This is a genomic window from Microcoleus sp. F4-D5 (assembly GCF_036704885.1).
Taxonomy (GTDB): Bacteria; Cyanobacteriota; Cyanobacteriia; order Cyanobacteriales; family Microcoleaceae; genus Microcoleus.
In genome coordinates this window covers 25,759-43,073 of sequence record NZ_JAUBSX010000024.1, presented here as the reverse complement: position 1 = coordinate 43,073, position 17,315 = coordinate 25,759, and the positions used below count along the sequence as shown (strand labels likewise).

Sequence of the window (17,315 nt, the reverse complement as noted above, 5' to 3'; positions counted from 1 at the left end):
TTTTAACTCCTTAAGTCAGACTATTTTTTTCGGCAATATGATGATAAATTCTGTGTAATTTCCTACTGCGGTTTCGACTTTTAGTTCTCCTCGATGTTGCTGGACGACAACATCGTGACTGATAGAAAGACCTAGACCAGTACCTTCAGCAGGTGGCTTTGTAGTAAAAAAGGGATTGAAAATTTTATCTAGTACCTCTGGTTTTATACCTGAGCCATTATCGCGAATGCGGATTTCTATCGCATCACCAAGATTTCGAGTTCTAACGTCAAGCAGCGGTGAAAATTCTTCTCCCGTTTCTTGCTGCTTTTTATAGACTGCATAGCAAGCATTGCTAATAATGTTAAGAAAAACCCTGCCGATGTCTTGTGGCACGACCTCTACTTCGCCAATGTCATTGTCATAGTCGGTTTGTATGGTAATGTTAAAATTAGCTTCCTTCGCTCGCATCCCGTGATAGGCTAGATTGATATATTCGGCTAATAAACTATTTATATCTGTAGCTTCCCAGTGACCGCTTTGTCCCCTAGAATGCAAAAGCATATTGCCAACGATTTTGTCTGCTCTTTGACCGTGTTGATTGATTTTTTTAAGATTAGCGGTGAGATCGGTTAATAGCTCGGCAATATCTTCACTGGTTTCGGGATCTAAAAGTTCTGCTTGATTTTCAATTTTTTCAAACAGTTCTTCGGTTAATTCAGCAGAAAGTTCTGAGAAGTTGTTGACAAAGTTTAACGGGTTTCTGATTTCGTGGGCAATGCCTGCTGTTAAACTGCCCAGAGAAGCTAGTTTTTCTTGGACAACAATCTGATTTTGCATAGCTCTGAGATTTTCTTCTATCCGCAGGCGCTCTTCAATTTCATTCTGCAATTGTTCCACAGTATGGGTGAGTTCAGATGTTCGCTCCTCGACTTTGATTTCTAGTTCCTCATTAGCTTTTTGCAGTGCTTCTTGGGCTTGTTTGCGATCGGTGATATCGCGGACGATCGCCACATATTCTTGCAGATCCTGATTGGAAAGGGAAGCTTCTTGAGAGAATCGGTCGGAGATGGCAACTTCAAGGATGCGCGAGTCTCCATTGGACAACTTGAGAGTTTGTTCGCTGCGACTGAGCCACTCTTCTGGCTGAGCCGCTAATCCGGGTAGTAATTTGTTCAGGTAAGACCCAATTAGCCTAGTAATATCTATTCCGAAGACGCTTTCAGCAGCGGGATTAGTCTGGCGAATTACACCTTTTTCATCCAGCACTACGATCGCATCTAGGGCAATGGTAAAAAGCTGTTGTGCTCCCTCTCGTGCCTCGTCCATTAAGACAACCTGGGATATGCTCGTCCAACAGGCAACGGCTACCCCGACAAACGTGATACTCAAGACTAGCACTACCAAAAGATTAGAGGCAAGACTTGAGTTAGGCTCTAAGGGGATACCGAACAACCAGCCAACGGTAACGGCGCTACAAATCAGTAAAATCGCGACTACAACCTGAAACGCCACAAAATCTGGTATCAAGCTTTTGCGCTGTTGCCGATAACGCTGAATCCACCACTCTGGATGAAACGGTGCAAAGGGAATGCGGCGGATAGCCGCATCCACTACGAAAACAACCACAGGAAACAGCAACCCAATCAGCACATCTTCCCGACTCCAAGCTAAGCCTCCAACCAGCAACACCACACCATCAAAAATCAAGAAGCCTAATGCCAACCAAGGCCATCGCACTTGTGGATCTCCTCGCCGCAGCCAAAGTCCGAGATAGAGTGACATCAACATTACGATGAAGGCAACACAACCAATCACCAATAGCCGAGTTATATCTATCCAAAGTAAACCGATCAAATTAATTAAAACGCAAAATATCAAGCCCGGTTGCAGAACACCTCGTCGGGAAACGATCGCAAAAACAGGTGCAACATATCCATCAAGAGCGAGTTGGTACAAAATTCGGGGAGAGTTAGAAACCGCAGTGGCGCAAGCTAGAAAACAGCTTGAAGCCAACAACAGTGTCACGATTAATGAAGCTGACAGACCCCAAAATGGTACGGCGGCTGCTAATAAATTCTTAAACGAGTCTTCCCCCAGTCCTTCAGCGGTGGCTAAGCGCATTAGTACCCAGGAGTTGGCTAGAAATATGGGCACAATTAGCCCCGCAGCTAAGTTTAGAAACCGCAAAGTTTCACTGGGACGACGGCTGTCGGCGACAAAGGAGGAAGCTGTTTCGCAGGCGCAAGTAGCGTAGATCCCGAAGCACAACCACTTAGCCCAGTCCACAAAGGTTAAGGTCGGCCAACTGCTGGGGAAAAGTCCGGGACTCTCTGGAGAGAAAGCTAACCATCCCATACCTTGAATGCCAAACACCAGTAAGAATCCAATTGCTGGGAAAACGAAAAATGCGTGCAGTATTCCCAAGGCCCGAGTGCCGCTAAACGCCACAATATAAGCGATCAGTGTGAATCCAACTATGAGAATTGTTCTTGGACAGGGAATCCCCAACGGTTCCAGGTTAGCTTGGATGAGGTCTGTGATGACGATCGCATTCACTGATGGATATACTACCCAACTCAGGAAGTAACCAAATGCCGCATAGCTACCCAGCAAGGGATTGTTCCTCAGTAGCCTGGTGATATAGTTCGGCGTTCCCCCTGACATCTCTGGCCAATGTTCCCCTAAGCGTTTCACTTGTAGGTTCAGGATCACTCCTAACACTACGGCGGGCAGCCAGACGAAAATTGCATTTGGGCCCAGAGCCGCGTACATTGGTGGTGCAATCGTTACCCATGCGATATGACCGCTCATGCCAAAGCCCCAGGTTTCAATAGAACTCAGGCTTCTCTGGAGGCGCATGGGCGATCGCCTGTTCAGATTTTTTCTTAGGGTAGGCTGAGTAGGTTCTGAGTCGTAGCCGTTTTCCGGCTGGTGTCGGATGTCTGTCGCCATCAGTTTTACCTATTATTTTGGGGATTTTGCTGTCGCAACCCTGATGTTCAGCTTGATAGCTTTTAACTTTTTCCGTTAAGCATTTTTGCTAGTCTTAAATTTTGGGAAAGCTGTCTTTCCTAGTAAACCATGAAAATCTATCTCAATCCGTCTTCAATATTACCAGGAATTACGCAACTGTCACAGCTCGGTGTACCACCACTAAAAAATTAGACAATAAACATCGAACGGGAAGTTTTATTTGCTGCATTAAATAACTCGATAGCAGCCTGTGTTTAATTCTATCTTTTTTTACGATATTAAATAACTTAATAGCAGCCCGTGTTTAATTCTATCTATCTATTTTTTACCGTTTTTATCGGCTCAACTTGTGAGCGCCTAACCCACACAAGTTCGCGGCAAGCAATATGATTTGTTTGAATTATAGTTTGAAGGTACTGGCAAGATTTTCTCCCGGTTAATTGCTTTAGTTCCCTAAGAAATTGCTCAATTTTCTAACGAACAGCACACACATGAGTGTACGTCATTCGTGCTTATTGAGTTTGGTCGTTAGTCGCGACTGTCAACTTGCGAGCGATCCGGACAGGTTAAAGTGATGGGTACGATCGCACCCTCACCATGTGCCAGTGGCGTAAGTCCTGTAGTTATTAGTCAGGTGCGCCTCGGCGCAGTTTACAACTACAGATAGTGTAAACATAGAAGCAATGCAGTATAGTTCCTGTTCTCCCTTCTTCCCTCTTCCTTCTGACTTAATAACTTACGCAAAAAATGGTTCGCTGCGCTATTTGTAGAGTCTCTGTAGACCGAGGCGCACCCTACGGATCGAGTTTGGGTGTCCGGGAATGTTCCCTCTTGCTTCTTTTTTCTTTCTTCTCAATAAAAAACCCCGGTTTCTTCAAGAAACCGGGGTTTTTCCTACCAACTAAGAGAGGAGTTAAAACTTAACAGGTAGCGGTTGCCGGAATTCTGCATTTCTCGCACAACCCTCTAAACCAAACTACGGACAAATTATCGTTGCAGCTTTTTTAAAGCTGTCTCATTTCCTCTTCAAGCACCCGAACCAAATCTTGGTTGCCACTGGATCTCGCTACTTCTATGCGGTGCATCAGTTGCTTGTGAATGTTAGCGCGGTGGGTTTCTGCGACTTTTTTTACGTTTTGACGATTTGTGTTCATGGTGGACGTTCCTTATATTAAATTTGGTGTACCTGCTACTTCTCTAATATAGCGCTAAATTTAAAAAAGTATCTAAATTTACAAAAAATTTACAGTTATTGACCGATCGACCAAACTACTGTACAGTATTGGCCATAAGTCAATAGCGATATCTTGACAAAAAAAGGCTGAAGGCTAGAGCTGCAGAAGGCTGAAGCCTGAAGTAGAAATTCTCCCTATCTGCCAAAATTTACTCAAAGGGTAAGGCAGGACTGCGCACCCAACATTTAGTCAAAACTCAAAACTTCCTCCAGCGCCTCTACCAAATGCTGAAGGTGTGCGAACTCGTGAGTTGCCATCAGCGAAATCCGAATCCGACTCGCGCTGACAGTCGGAGGCCGAATCGCCGCAGCAAAAATACCTCTCTCCTTGAGTTTGCTGCCCGCTGTTAAAGCGGAGGCTGCATCTTTTAACGGAAGAGTGAAAATTGGGGAGAGGGAATTGCTGATTGGTAATTGGTGATTGGTAATCGCGCAATATTTGAAAGTTTCGATATTTTGTCGCAACCGAAGTCGGCGTTCTGGTTCTTGCCGGACAATTCTCACAGCTTCCAAAGCCGCCGCCGCGTCAGCAGGCGTCAATGCTGTAGTATAAATCCAACTGGCAGCTCGATTGCGGAGAAAATCAATTAAAGCAGCAGAGCCCGCAACGTAGCCGCCCAAACTTCCCAAAGCTTTGCTGAGTGTCCCCACTTGAATCAGCGGTGTTCCCGTACACCCGAAATGTTCTGCACAACCGGCACCGCTAGCACCGAAAACTCCTGTAGCGTGAGCTTCATCTACTAATACCATACAGTTAAATTGTCCGGCCAAAGCTAACAACTGCGGCAGCGGACACAAGTCCCCATCCATGCTAAAGACGCTATCGGTAATAATTAAACACTTGCGGTATCTCGCCCGATTTTGCTCTAGCTTGGCCTTTAAATCTTCAAGATTGCAGTGAGTGTATTCTAGGGCAGTTGCACCGCTGAGTGCGGCTCCGTTTTTCAGGCTCGAATGGTTGTACTTGTCAGATAATATCAAATCGCGCTTGCCGACAACGGATGCGATCGCTCCTAAATTTGCCAAATATCCCGAACTGAATACTAAAGCATCTTCAGTTTGTTTTAAATTAGCAATAGCCAGTTCTAGCTGTCGGTGCAAATCGCGGTGTCCGCTTAGCAACCTCGAACCCGTCGCACCCGTACCAAATTCCTTAGTTGCAGTTATAGCAGCTTGAATTAACCTGTCATCGCCGGCAAGTCCCAGATAATCGTTGCTGGCAAAGTTAATCGACCAGTGGTCTGCTAACTTTACCACAGGCCCGGGGCAACTTTCGATCGATTGCGGCGATCGATACCAATGGGCGCGGCGAACTGTGTCGAGGGCCTTGTCTATCCAACCGTAAGGGTTTGTGTTCATATTGGAAAGCGATCGAGTAATAAGTTATATTAGCTGGTGGTCAGTTCCTCCCTATCACAGAAGCATATGCCACTCACTAAAAAGTACCGATTAGTCACCCGCAGCGATTTTGACGGTCTGGTCTGTGCGGTTTTGCTCAAAGAACTCGATATGATCGACGAGATAAAATTCGTGCATCCTAAAGATATGCAGGATGGAAAAATCGAAATAACAAATAACGATATTAGTACCAATTTACCCTATGTTGAGGGAATTCATCTAGCTTTCGATCACCATTTCAGCGAAACTCTCAGACACGAGAAAATTAAAATCAACCACATCATCGACCCCTATGCAGCTTCCGCAGCTAGGGTGCTGTACAAATATTATGGAGGCAAAGCAAAGTTTCCTGATATTTCCGACGCGATGATGGATGCAGTTGACAAATCTGATTCCGCTCAATTTACCAAAGAAGAAGTTCTGCATCCAGAAGAATGGGTGCTGTTAAACTTCATAATGGACGCCAGAACTGGCTTGGGAAGGTTTAAAGAATTTACGGTTTCCAATTATCAGTTAATGATGCAGTTAATCGATTACTGCAAAAATCATACCATCGATCAAATCTTGCAGCTTCCCGATGTGAAAGAAAGAGTAGACCTCTACTTCGAGCAAGAAGAAAAATTTAAAGATCAAATACAGCGCTGCTCCCAAGTTTATAATAATTTAGTTGTTTTGGATTTGCGCAACGAAGAGGTTATTTATGCGGGGAATCGTTTTGTAATTTACGCTTTGTTCCCCGAGTGCAATATATCAATTCACGCACTTTGGGGACTGAAACAACAAAATACTGTTTTTGCAGTTGGGAAGTCAATCTTTAACAAAACTTCTAAAACTAATATTGGGGAGTTAATGTTAAGATATGGCGGAGGCGGACACCAAAATGCCGGAACTTGTCAGATTGAGAACGATCGAGCTAGTAAAGTTTTGAAAGAGTTAATTGCCCAGATAGAGCAAAATGGTTAAATTGGCTTAATCTTTTTTGCAGTCAGGACTTGAGTCTTTGATTATTTGAATTTTCAGGACTGAAGTCCTTCGTGCAAACTGGGATTTTTAAGACAGAAGTCCTTAGTGCAAATGGGAGTTTAGTCCTTAAGGTTTTGAGATGGGGGGTTCTGGGCGTTGAGAGTTTCTGAACTCTTGCCTTTGACTGGCGGCAAATGGTCTACCAAACCCATATCAAAAGCGACATCTGGCAACTCATCAGCGTTATATTTTCCTGGCTCAAACAATCGCCCGGGAGTAAAACAAGGCTGTTTCAATTGTACCACTTCCCCTGGGGAAAACATTCCCCTAAACATTTTGCGTTCGAGTCCCATAATTTCCGCTCCTAAAACAACTCTCGCATTAATCTTAGCAATTTTTGAGCCGCAGCTTCCCAATTAAATAAATCCGCCGTTTCTCTAGCTTTTTGAGCTACCTGAAAACGCATCGGGTCTTCAACAATTTTTCGCAACTGTTCGCGAACAGACTGAACATTTGGTTCTGCCCAGTGAGGAGCATTTCTGATTTTTAGATATTGAGTATCGTAACACTTTCCTACGGGAATTAGCTCGTAAGCAATGGGATAGCAGTTATCAGCATTGGCGTACTCAGTCGGGCCGCCGTACATAGTCATAGCGACGGGTAAACCCGCAGCAAAGGCATCCAAAATTTTAATCGCAAAACCCTCGCCGCGAAAGGGAGCTAAAAAGGCATCGGCTGATAAGTATAAATCGGCCAGTTCTGCTTTATTGCAAAATTTAGGGACGATCAGAATTTTTGACTTTAACGTGCCGAAATTTTTTTCTATATTTACGATATGTTCGACTATAACTTGAGGATTTTTGCCGCCATCTTTGATGATTAACTCTACGTTGGAATCATCTTTAAACTCTTCAAAAAAAGCTTGAATGGCAAGATCCGTGCCAAATCTATACAAATCAAAAGAATTGGTCATGTGCAGAATATGTTTTACATCTTTTGGGTTTTTTGGGGGTCTGGAAAAATAGAGTTGCGAGATTAAAGGATTGAAACCTAGAGGCATGACTGATACTTTTGCCGCCGGACATCCAGCTTTTATTAAAACGTTTTTAGAATATTGGCTGACGGCTATTTTGTGAGATAAGTTATTGACAGCATCGTAAATCCAGTAATCATAATCATCTGTGTTTTGGGCGAATTCGTAATTGATCGCAAAAAGTTCTAAGTTGAGATGACCGTTGAGTTCTTTTAAAAAAAAAGGTTTCCAGTAATGAGACCATTTGATCTGAAATAATTCTGATGGTGCGGTGTTCATCCACTTCTCTAGCAGGTGGTTTTCTTCTGGGGTGGAATTGCGGGTGAGGTGAGAGGCAATTTGTGAGGGTTCGACAGAAATAGGAATTCCCATTTGGTCTAAAGTTTTTGCCAGGGACAGGGTAATGTCAGCAAAAGAGTTGAAGTTTTGAAATCCTACGTTAAAGTGAACCATATTAGTGAACCATACTTATGAGTTATTGGTTATTACTTATGAGTTATTAGTGATTGGTTATTGGTTATTGGAGGCAGAGCCTCCGGGTATTTATTCTCAGGCAGAGCCTGGGAACAAGACTAGAAGACTAAAATACCAACAAATAACAAGTAACAAGTAACCAATAATAAGTAACAAGTAACCAATAACAACTAATTAATGACTAATTTGCCGATCGCACTAAAATGACTGTACAGTCGCACCCGCGCGCCACAGCTTCCGGGATATTCCCGTGAATCACCTGCTTCAGCAGCCCTTCGCGGCTCGCTCCCAGGACGATCGCATCGCACCGATCGTTCTGAGCCAAATCAATTAAAGCATCAGAAACCGATTTAGCGCAAACCGAAGTCGCTATTATCGAACAGCTAACCCGCCGCTTGATAAACTCCGCTGCTTGCTTTAATTCGCGGCGATCGGGTTCTGCACCAGAAGGCTGGTGAACCTGACACAATTTAATCTCCGGTACAGCACTCGCAGCCACCAAAGCAGGTAGCAGCCGCAAAGCTGCAGCTTGCTTGTAACCGCCCCGAATTGGCACCAACCAGCGGTGCAAACCCATCAGCGTGTGCAGTCCCAATTCTGGGGCTGGAATGTCAGCATTCGGCGGGGAAAATTCAGTCTCAGGAGTCGCTGAGGAATCTGAGGATCTCGCCAATGTCGAATTGTCTGCGCCGTCAACTCCTTCGGCATTTAACTGCCATTCTACAGACGCATATTTCCGCCCGCTAAAAGTAGCCGAAAACTCATTTTTCTTGCGGGTTACTAATATTTTTTCGCTCCATTTAACTAAAATAACCTCGCAGCCTGCTTGCCTAATTACAGTATCGACCACATCACCAAAAATGCGTCCGGTGGTGGATGTTTCGCCTTGCCAGCCCATCAAAATTAAATCGATATGTCGCTCCTTAATTGTCTCTAAAATTGCGTTAGGCACGTCGTGAGCTACCCGTATTTGGGTGTGTACCGGCAAGTTCAAATTGCGAATAATTCGTTCGGCTTGTTGCAGCAGGCGGCGGCTTTTGGTTGTCCGCACTGCGGTTTCTGAGGGGGAACTGTTGCGCGGTACTAAGATGATTTGCAGGCATTCTAATTCGTAATTGCGATCGCGCGCGATCGCCGCAGCCAGCCGCAGCAAAGCGGGTGCTGTTTGGGGATTTGAAAGCGGCACTAATAAGCGGCCGTTTCCGACTTGCGGAGCTCTGGTTTGATAGACAACATAGGAAGGTTCTGGATGCGGGCCCTGGGTTGTTTCTCCGCTGAGGCGATCGGATTCAACTCGGATAATGTCGCTGCGGGTAATAATTCCCACCAAATGGCGGCCTTCTACGACCGGCAAGCGGCTGATATTGTAGTTGTTGAGCCTGTACAAAACCTCGCTTAAAGTATCGCTTGCTTTGACTGCGATCGGCTGTGCAGTCATAAATTCTTTGAGCAGCGAGTTGCCGGACAAATTGCGATCGCTGGCATTTGCCAAATCGGTTTGACTGACAATTCCGACTAATTTGCCATCTTCAACTACTGGAAATCCTCGGTGGTGCGATCGCGAAAAAGCCTGCATCACTTCATCGAAAGTCAGCAGACTGGAAAGAGTTTCAACGCGGCGCTGCATCACGTCATCTGCGTGCAAGTCGCTCAAAGTATTGCTCGCAGCTTTTGCCTTTGTCAGTTGAATGCCGTTAAACTCCAAAAGGCGAGTGTACAGCGAGCCACTTTCTACCTTTTCTGCGACTAAATAAGCCACTACAGAACAGATCATCAAAGGCAGCACTAATTTGAAATCCGCCGTAATTTCAAACACAATTACTACCGCAGTAATCGGCGCCCTAGAAACCGCGCAAAAAAACGCTCCCATTCCCGCCAAAGCATAAGTTACGGGCAAACCAATGCCCAGGGAATCTGCCTGGACAATGCCTACCATGTGACCGAGTGCAGAACCGAGAACTAGGGCAGGGGAAAACAATCCTCCCGGAGCTCCAGAAGCAGCGGAAATAATTGTCAGAAAAAAGTGAGCAACAAAAGCAATTAAACTGGTTATCCCGCTTGCTTCACCGGTCAGCAGAAACTCCCGCAAACCCGTATTGTTGCGGAAAGTTTCTGGGAGAAAAGCTATTACTGAACCGCAGATTATGCCAGCTAGAGCCATTCGCGCAGGCAAAGCTAATTTGAGCGATCGCCTGTTAAATTGCAAGCTAGCCATAATCCCTTTGGTGAACAAAGCTCCCAGCCATCCCGCTAAAACTCCTAACAGAATGTAAAATGGGATTTCCTGAGCATCAAAACTGGTTTGGTAGGCGCGAAGGTTCAAACTTAAACTATCGCCGCCCAAAAGCTGCGAGACAACTGCACCGATAAATGAAGCGATAATCGCAGTCCCTAAAGTCAATCCCGAAACGTCGTACAGCAGTTCTTCAACTACAAACAAAACTCCTGCAATGGGAGCATTGAAACCCGCAGCCAATCCCGCAGCAGCACCGCAAGCAATCAATTGTCGGCGGTAGTCTGGGGAAGTTGGCATCAAGTGACCGATCCAGCCTGCTAAAGATGCTCCTATTTGCACAGTCGGGCCTTGCCTTCCTAAAGTGAAACCGGAACCAACTGCTAAAATAGTGGTCAGAAGTTTGGCGACAGCTACTCGCAAATCTAAGGAAAGATTGACTCCGCCGAGTGCAGCTTTGACGTGAGGAATGCCGCTGCCGGCAGTTTCGGGAGCCAAACGTTCAACCAAAAAACCTGTTAGCAACCCACCGCATAAACCCACCCCCGGCAGTAAGATCCAAGCTGGAATTATTGTCGAGGTAGCAACTCGCCAACTGCCGAGCCACCCCACTCCTAATTTTAGCAAAACGCCTGCGAGTCCGGCGACTAAGCCGATCAGACAAGCTTCAAAAATAGCGAGGCGTTTCGGTCGTAAAAACAATTGAGATTTGATGACCCTGGAAGGTTCCCTAAGTTGTTTAGGGATAGTTATGTACGGCATAAATAGCGTAGATAGCCTGAGAACTGTCTGCTCGATCGCACTTTAGCAAAAAAAATGGACAAACGCACCAAAAACAATAACTCGCTCGGGACTTAGAAAAAAAAATAGTTAAGACGTTACATATGGAGTAAGGTGTATAGAATATCTTGGGAGGTTTAGATGTTCTGCGTCCGTCCTATATAGAAATTTAACTAACCCTCTTTGTCTCTACAGGATTTATGTTTATTTAGGCAACTATAATATTACTGGTTTTCAAAATTGATCGCCTTCCTAGTTGTTGAACTCGATCCCGAAACTGCAAACCATGACATTTGTCATGCGCCATCGGACTACCGGATTTTGGTTAGTCGGGCTAATCTCGGTCTCGAAGCTGAACTCTACCCGTTTAATATGCGAGAATCGATTCCCCAATTCTTGTTTCCTTTGCAGTCAGGAGATCAAGAGCCTGTGGCGAATCTATCTAAGGTCTTGAAACAGGTTTACGAGGAGGCAACTGTAGACTTTGCGATTGATTATTTAGTGCAGCCTGTGCCAGCCCTGGACGATAGTGATTTTTAATGGGTGCAGTCATTGATAAAATTGTAGGACAGCGACAAGGAGTGCGATCGCAAATTTTCGTTATCGTAGAGATAGAGAAAGCTAGCATGACCCACCTTGCTGCTCATTGTACAGTTGGGGAGGGTCGAGCGATCGCAGGAACAATTCCGGACCCAAAGACAAGACCAGCCCTCCAAAGTAAGTGCTCGTTCGCCTCTGGTTTAAGCATCCACCATAAATGATATAATTGAGGAGCTTACGAATTGCATCCGATTGATGTGGTCTGGTTGCTGGCGAGCGCCTCTCTTGCTAATATGAAACCGATTAAATAAATAATTAGGAGATTTTTCCAAGTATGTCTAATCGATCGCCCCGAAAAACCGTGTCTTCTGTTCAAAAAGAGCTGTCAATCCGAAGTGAAACTATTCAGCGAATTTACAATTTTTATATAAATAACCTTTTTTACGTAAATAGAAGATATCAGAGAAAACTTGTTTGGGCGATTGAAGAAAAAAGAACATTTATTGATTCTATTTTAAGAGGGTTTCCAGTACCTATAATATTGCTAGCTGAGGTTGAAAGAGAAAAAAATGCCGTCTTTGAAATTATAGATGGTATGCAAAGATTAAACGCAATTACTTCTTTCATAGAAGGGGAGTTTGACTATGAGGACAAGTTTTTTGACTTAGCGACAATGGTAGAGTCAAAATCTCGTCTAGATCAAGAGAGACTGTTTCAGCAAACACCTATTCTCGACAGGAAATCCTGTGAAGTGATTGCAAGTTATGTGTTACCTCTTTCAGTTTACTCCTTTGATGATGAGGAAAAAATTGATGAGGTATTTAGAAGGATTAACTCAAATGGTAAATATCTATCGAGGCAAGAACTTAGAGCATCCGGAGCAACAGCTTACTATCCCGATCTAGTCCGAAAGATATCAAGTGAAATAAGAACTGATACCTCCGCTTCAGATATACTGCTTCTCAACGACATGAAAACTATAAGTATTACCAATAAACAACTAGAATATGGCATAAAAGTTGATAGCATTTTCTGGATTGAAAATAATATTTTAACTAAGGAAATGGTAAGAGAATCTAAGGATGAAGAGATAGTAGCTGATATTGTTGCATATATGGCATTATACCCAGAGGTGCCGAGAAGCAGTTCTGATGTGCTAGACGAGTTTTATGGTTTAAAGGAAAGCTCTAAGCAAGAGGAAATAGAAAGATCCCTTCAGAAAGTCAATTCCGATACAATCAGAAAACGCTTTGTCAAGGTATATGACCAGATTCGCAAAGTATTGCAAGAGTCGGAATGTAAGTTCAGTGAATTGATATTTGAACAAAATATTCAAAGTCTTCCGCGTTATTTTCAAGTAATTTTTTTGAGTTTTTATGAACTAATGTTTGTGGAAAATATGGAAGTTATAAATTCCCCAGAACTCATTAGTAAATTGAGGAATATAGGACAGTACATCAAGATTACTAGAGGTGGTAACTGGAGTGCTACTAGCAAGACTACCAATATATCTGCTGTGAAAGGTATTATCAGAAATACCTTTAAAGTTAGAGAAAAAATAGATCCTGCTACTGATAGTTGGTTGACCGAGTTTGAAACGTTACTCACACAGTCTAAAATTGAGCAAACTCTTTATGATTTTAAGCAAGGTTTTACGAAGCTAGATGGAAGAGGAGATTTCGATCGAGATAGCTTCGATAAGATAATAAAAACTCTTACTGCTATGGCTAATCATTCGCCTAAAGCGATGGGTTATGTATGTGTTGGGGTTGCAGATACTGAAGCCACTGCCAAGAGGGTAGAAAACTTATACCGTATTCAAAGTAGAGAATATCGAAATTTTTGGATTACTGGAATAGAACACGAATCTGTCAGACTTCAAGGAAATCTGGATAATTTCTTTAGATGGCTGATACAACAAGTACAGTCTCAACCCATTGAGCAATCTGTAAAAGATCGCATTGGTAAAAATATCAGATTGATAAATTATTATCAAAAAGCTGTAGTTATATTCTCTATTCAAGGAGGTTCAACTCCTGTAATTTATGACAATAGGTACTATCAACGGATTGGTGCCAACGTCGAAGAAGTAACACCCCCAGGATATCCGGAGTTGTTCCGAAATTTTTTATAAGGCTTCCTCCTCCAGCTAACGACATCGAAATTTCCAACTTCTTCGACTCTGTTAACGGCAATCTCCGCGGTACTGAGTTGGTGGAAAATAGAGCAAATTTATGCAATCATAGAATTTTATCTCAGTTTGCAGCACATAATTTCACTTTCATTTAGGATTGGATGGATTTTTTAACCGCAGATGCACGCAGATTAACGCAAATGAATTCTATAAATCTGCGTTAATCTGCGATTTTTTTACCCTATAATTTCCACCAATGTTTTTAAATCGGGGACTTCTAAATCTGGCTTGCTGCTAGCCGGCATTGTTGCCCCAGATCCTGTTTTGTCGTGTCGCCGATTTACCCAAACTGTTGAGATTCCCATTGATGCGGCCGGTACAATGTCGTGATAGATGCTCTGAGCAACGTGCAGGAGTTTGTCAGCAGAAATTCCCATTGTTTCTAGGGCTATTTCAAAGTTGCGAGTTGACGGTTTGTACGATCGCACTTGTTCGGCAGTAATCAACCAGTCGAGTTCAACTTTTAAGCGTTTGGCAGTACCAGCAAACAAGTCATCGTCAATATTAGAAATTACTGCCAGTTTATATTTCTGCTTGAGTGCTTCCAAGGCTGCAACGGTATCGGGAAATGGTTCCCAATTTTTGACGGAATCAACCAAACAATTTATTTCTGTTTCTGTCGGTGCAAAATCAAATTCTTGACCTAATTTTTTCACTATTTCTTGCAATATTTCCCTATATCTTATATAAGGATGATTTGGGTTTTCTAGTTCGGATTCAAATTCAGCAAAAAGCTCTAAAATGCCGTCATCGCTGAAATCAATTTCCCGATTTGACAGCAATTGTTTCAAGGCGGACAATATCCCACTTTCCCAATCTATCAGAGTACCGTAGCAGTCAAAGCTCACAACTTCAAATTGATTGAATTCAAGCATACTTCGCTCCTAGTTTAAGGTTGATATTCAGCAAAAATTTCAATTTTTCCGACAATGTTTTGATTGAATTGAGCCAATTCTTCTGCAGGAATCCAATATTCTTGGTGACTCGAACTGCCCACAGTTTGTACGGGATATTTTTTCAAAAATTCTGCCGCCACCCGAAAGCAGGTAACATAGCCGAAATATCCCGATGCTGCATCTTTTGTATTCCAATCTCGCGCGATTTGTATGGCATAGGCTTTTTGAAGCACGGGATAAAAAGTAGGCTGAAAAGATAAGCGCGGGGGAAATTCCATAAAATCGCTTTCTTTAATCAGTTCCATTTCTTTTTTTCCGACTGCTCGGAACAGCGTTACTGTTTCTTGCTCTGATATATTGATATTTTGAAACCACGCTTTCCAACCGCTCCAATTGTGAACTATTTTAGCCAATTCAGCGTAACCGGCAGCGCGGGGATGGGTGCCATCGTTTTCGGTAAGTTCTTTTTGCCAAATTTCGGATGTTTGCAGCGGCGTGCAAACATCTAGATAAGGCACGTCTAATTCGCTGCAAACTTGGGAAAAGAGTTCGGATAAGTTGGCAATCCGGCTTGTGCGATCGGCATCGATAACTGGCGGTGGCCCTACCATTAAGACTGGAAATGTTTTTTGAGCTGAGGTGAGAATAGAGCGGGCATTTTCCATTGATTTCTCAATTTCTATGCGAATTTTTTCGTTTTCTAGGTAAGTGTCGTTGACCCCAAAGGAAAATACTATTCTGCCGTCGCTGTAGTGAGGTAAGCGGCAATAAACTTCGCTGAACCAGCGAGTTTCTATATCGGTACTGGTTTCTCCCCTTATTCCTAAATTGTAGTAGGTAATATCGTGTCCTTTTCCGCAAGCGGCAGCGCAAATCCGTCCCGTCCAACCGAGACATTTTGGATCGCAAGTACCGTTTACAAAAGAATCGCCGATAAAACAAATACGCATATTATGTGTGGGAATGGGGAATGGGGAATGGGGAATGGGGGAATGGGGAATAGGGAATTGTTGACTGTTGGCTGTTGACTGTTGACTGATGATTGATGACAACTGACAACTAACAACTGCCAACTGACTTTAACTCTTGCCGATGACGGACAATCCCTCTACAATTACAGAGGGTGTGTGGCAAGAACCATTCCACTCGGAGTCTCCTCCCAATTCTACTAATTGTTTGAGGACATTGTAGACGTTGCCGGCTACCATTGTATCTTTGATTCTGCCGACTATTTGACCCTTTTTGACTCGGTAGCCGAGATCGACGTTTATTGAAAAATCGCCGGAAATTCCAGCACTGCCGCCGAGCATTTGATCGACTATAATTCCGTCGTCTAATTGAGCGATTAAATCGATTAGCGAAAGCGAACCTGGTTTAATCAAAACATTGAACAAACTCGGCGTGGGATAGCTGCCCAAACCCGGGCGAAATCCGTTGCCGGTGGTGCCGCTGCCCAAGGCTCGACCGGTGGTGCGATCGGTATAAAATAGCTGCAACACTCCGCTGTTGATAAAGACGATCGCCCGAGTGGGAGTACCTTCGTCATCAAAGGGACAGCTATAGGGCCCGATATCGGGCTGCTGCGAGAGGGTGACAAGCGGCGATGTCACTTGTTGGCCTAATCGATCGTTCCAAGGCGAAGCGCCTTCGAGTACCTGTTTGCCGTTCAACGCCGCACACACAGTCCCCCACAGCAAGTCGGCTGCTTTGGCTGTAAACAGCACCGGGACGCGGCCCGTGGCGGGAGCAACATTATCTTTCGCCCATTCTAAACGCTGTAAAACCCGCTTGGCACTGGTGTTTAAGTCGAGGGTACCGCGTTCGGTTTCGCCTTCCCAAATGTTGAGGAAATCTTCTCCCCGCACTAATTCTGCTGACAAGTAACCGCTGAGGGTGGTGTCGGTGTGACTGGAATCCAAGCCTCTGGTGTTCAGCAAGCGGGTGCTTTCGATTTCGCAGTCGAGTTCGGCGGTGCAGAGGCTTTCGGGATAGGCTTCGCGGACGATCGCGATCGCCTCTTTGCCCCAGTTTACTAGCTGTTCTGCCGACACCGACACTCCGCGATCGGGATAAACAACTTTCTCACCGGTGCCGAGTTCGATGGTTTCCGGTTCGTTGAGTTGCGAAAGCGCGATCGCCCTGTCCACCAAAATTTGCGGTTCCACGGGCCCGTAGGCCACCGCCAAACCCGGCCGCCCGTCCCGCCACAGCCGCAGGGCAATGCCTTCTGCTTGGGCAGTTTCTAGCTGTTTGAGGCGGTTTGCTTCAAAAAAGACCGGCCGCGAGAGCGATTGCGATTCCAATACCTCAGCAGCTTCTGCACCTGCTTTGGTGGCTAATTCTAGCAGTTGTTCTGCTGATTGGTCATTGGTCATTGTTGTCGGTGGTTGATAATGGGCGATTCAATTTTGGATTTTCGATTTTCGATTTTCGATTCAAGAATTGGCAATAACTTATTGGAAATGGGTTGGGAACACGGGGCTACACTTAGATTCTTTTGGGAAACTGGTGTAATTGGCGAGAACAAGATTTTACAGTCATCAGTCATTAGTTATTAGTCAATATAGCTGTTAACTCTCTTTCTAAATAACTGTAGGTTAACTGCTGAATGATGA

12 protein-coding genes are annotated in these 17,315 nt (G+C 44.3%); 3 read left to right on the top strand and 9 right to left on the bottom strand.

Features of this window, described 5'->3' with window-relative positions:
* Positions 1–15: 15 nt before the first annotated feature.
* The 3 genes from QUA80_RS13670 to bioF form a co-directional block, all read right to left on the bottom strand.
* Complete coding sequence (locus QUA80_RS13670) at positions 16–2,934, bottom strand: ATP-binding protein (protein ID WP_333425274.1); 2,919 nt, start codon at positions 2,932–2,934, stop codon at positions 16–18.
* A gap of 1,025 nt (positions 2,935–3,959) precedes the next feature.
* Positions 3,960–4,109 carry an arginine synthesis PII-interacting regulator PirA gene (pirA, locus tag QUA80_RS13665; protein ID WP_172185012.1) on the bottom strand — a complete coding sequence of 50 codons (150 nt, stop codon included), beginning with the start codon at positions 4,107–4,109 and terminating at the stop codon, positions 3,960–3,962.
* Between the two features lie 266 nt (positions 4,110–4,375).
* The gene (gene bioF, locus QUA80_RS13660; protein ID WP_333425272.1) at positions 4,376–5,548 is read right to left on the bottom strand and encodes an 8-amino-7-oxononanoate synthase; all 1,173 of its coding nucleotides are present in this window, start codon (positions 5,546–5,548) and stop codon (positions 4,376–4,378) included.
* Between the two features lie 66 nt (positions 5,549–5,614).
* Here bioF and QUA80_RS13655 point away from each other — a divergent pair, with 66 nt between their 5' ends.
* The gene (locus tag QUA80_RS13655) at positions 5,615–6,550 is read left to right on the top strand and encodes an exopolyphosphatase (protein WP_333425270.1); all 936 of its coding nucleotides are present in this window, start codon (positions 5,615–5,617) and stop codon (positions 6,548–6,550) included.
* A 119-nt stretch (positions 6,551–6,669) separates the two neighbouring features.
* Here QUA80_RS13655 and QUA80_RS13650 read toward each other — a convergent pair whose 3' ends face one another.
* From QUA80_RS13650 to QUA80_RS13640, 3 genes are all read right to left on the bottom strand, one after another.
* On the bottom strand, positions 6,670–6,903 hold the full coding sequence (locus QUA80_RS13650; RefSeq protein ID WP_333237650.1) for a hypothetical protein: 234 nt from the start codon (positions 6,901–6,903) through the stop codon (positions 6,670–6,672).
* Between the two features lie 11 nt (positions 6,904–6,914).
* Complete coding sequence (locus QUA80_RS13645) at positions 6,915–8,036, bottom strand: glycosyltransferase family 4 protein (protein WP_333425269.1); 1,122 nt, start codon at positions 8,034–8,036, stop codon at positions 6,915–6,917.
* Positions 8,037–8,238: 202 nt separating this feature from the next.
* On the bottom strand, positions 8,239–11,052 hold the full coding sequence (locus tag QUA80_RS13640) for a chloride channel protein (protein WP_333425267.1): 2,814 nt from the start codon (positions 11,050–11,052) through the stop codon (positions 8,239–8,241).
* A gap of 258 nt (positions 11,053–11,310) precedes the next feature.
* Here QUA80_RS13640 and QUA80_RS13635 point away from each other — a divergent pair, with 258 nt between their 5' ends.
* Positions 11,311–11,610: a DUF4058 family protein gene (locus QUA80_RS13635; RefSeq protein WP_333425265.1), complete on the top strand. Its 300-nt coding sequence runs from the start codon at positions 11,311–11,313 to the stop codon at positions 11,608–11,610.
* 361 nt (positions 11,611–11,971) lie between these two features.
* A complete protein-coding gene (locus tag QUA80_RS13630; protein ID WP_333425263.1) occupies positions 11,972–13,744 on the top strand; it encodes a GmrSD restriction endonuclease domain-containing protein in 1,773 nt (590 codons plus the stop codon).
* 236 nt (positions 13,745–13,980) lie between these two features.
* On the opposite strand, the gene QUA80_RS13625 is transcribed toward QUA80_RS13630, so the two are convergent.
* From QUA80_RS13625 to QUA80_RS13615, 3 genes are all read right to left on the bottom strand, one after another.
* Complete coding sequence (locus QUA80_RS13625; RefSeq protein WP_333425261.1) at positions 13,981–14,679, bottom strand: haloacid dehalogenase type II; 699 nt, start codon at positions 14,677–14,679, stop codon at positions 13,981–13,983.
* A 14-nt stretch (positions 14,680–14,693) separates the two neighbouring features.
* Positions 14,694–15,650: a GDSL-type esterase/lipase family protein gene (locus QUA80_RS13620; RefSeq protein ID WP_333425259.1), complete on the bottom strand. Its 957-nt coding sequence runs from the start codon at positions 15,648–15,650 to the stop codon at positions 14,694–14,696.
* Between the two features lie 129 nt (positions 15,651–15,779).
* Positions 15,780–17,075 carry a TldD/PmbA family protein gene (locus tag QUA80_RS13615; protein ID WP_333425257.1) on the bottom strand — a complete coding sequence of 432 codons (1,296 nt, stop codon included), beginning with the start codon at positions 17,073–17,075 and terminating at the stop codon, positions 15,780–15,782.
* Positions 17,076–17,315: the final 240 nt, after the last annotated feature.

Excerpts from the sequence above, each read along its gene's own strand:
- QUA80_RS13670 (WP_333425274.1), bottom strand. The coding sequence starts at position 2,934 with ATGGCGACAGACATCCGACACCAGCCGGAAAACGGCTACGACTCAGAA.
- pirA (WP_172185012.1), bottom strand. The coding sequence starts at position 4,109 with ATGAACACAAATCGTCAAAACGTAAAAAAAGTCGCAGAAACCCACCGC.
- bioF (WP_333425272.1), bottom strand. The coding sequence starts at position 5,548 with ATGAACACAAACCCTTACGGTTGGATAGACAAGGCCCTCGACACAGTT.
- QUA80_RS13655 (WP_333425270.1), top strand. The coding sequence starts at position 5,615 with ATGCCACTCACTAAAAAGTACCGATTAGTCACCCGCAGCGATTTTGAC.
- QUA80_RS13650 (WP_333237650.1), bottom strand. The coding sequence starts at position 6,903 with ATGGGACTCGAACGCAAAATGTTTAGGGGAATGTTTTCCCCAGGGGAA.
- QUA80_RS13645 (WP_333425269.1), bottom strand. The coding sequence starts at position 8,036 with ATGGTTCACTTTAACGTAGGATTTCAAAACTTCAACTCTTTTGCTGAC.
- QUA80_RS13640 (WP_333425267.1), bottom strand. The coding sequence starts at position 11,052 with ATGCCGTACATAACTATCCCTAAACAACTTAGGGAACCTTCCAGGGTC.
- QUA80_RS13625 (WP_333425261.1), bottom strand. The coding sequence starts at position 14,679 with ATGCTTGAATTCAATCAATTTGAAGTTGTGAGCTTTGACTGCTACGGT.
- QUA80_RS13620 (WP_333425259.1), bottom strand. The coding sequence starts at position 15,650 with ATGCGTATTTGTTTTATCGGCGATTCTTTTGTAAACGGTACTTGCGAT.
- QUA80_RS13615 (WP_333425257.1), bottom strand. The coding sequence starts at position 17,075 with ATGACCAATGACCAATCAGCAGAACAACTGCTAGAATTAGCCACCAAA.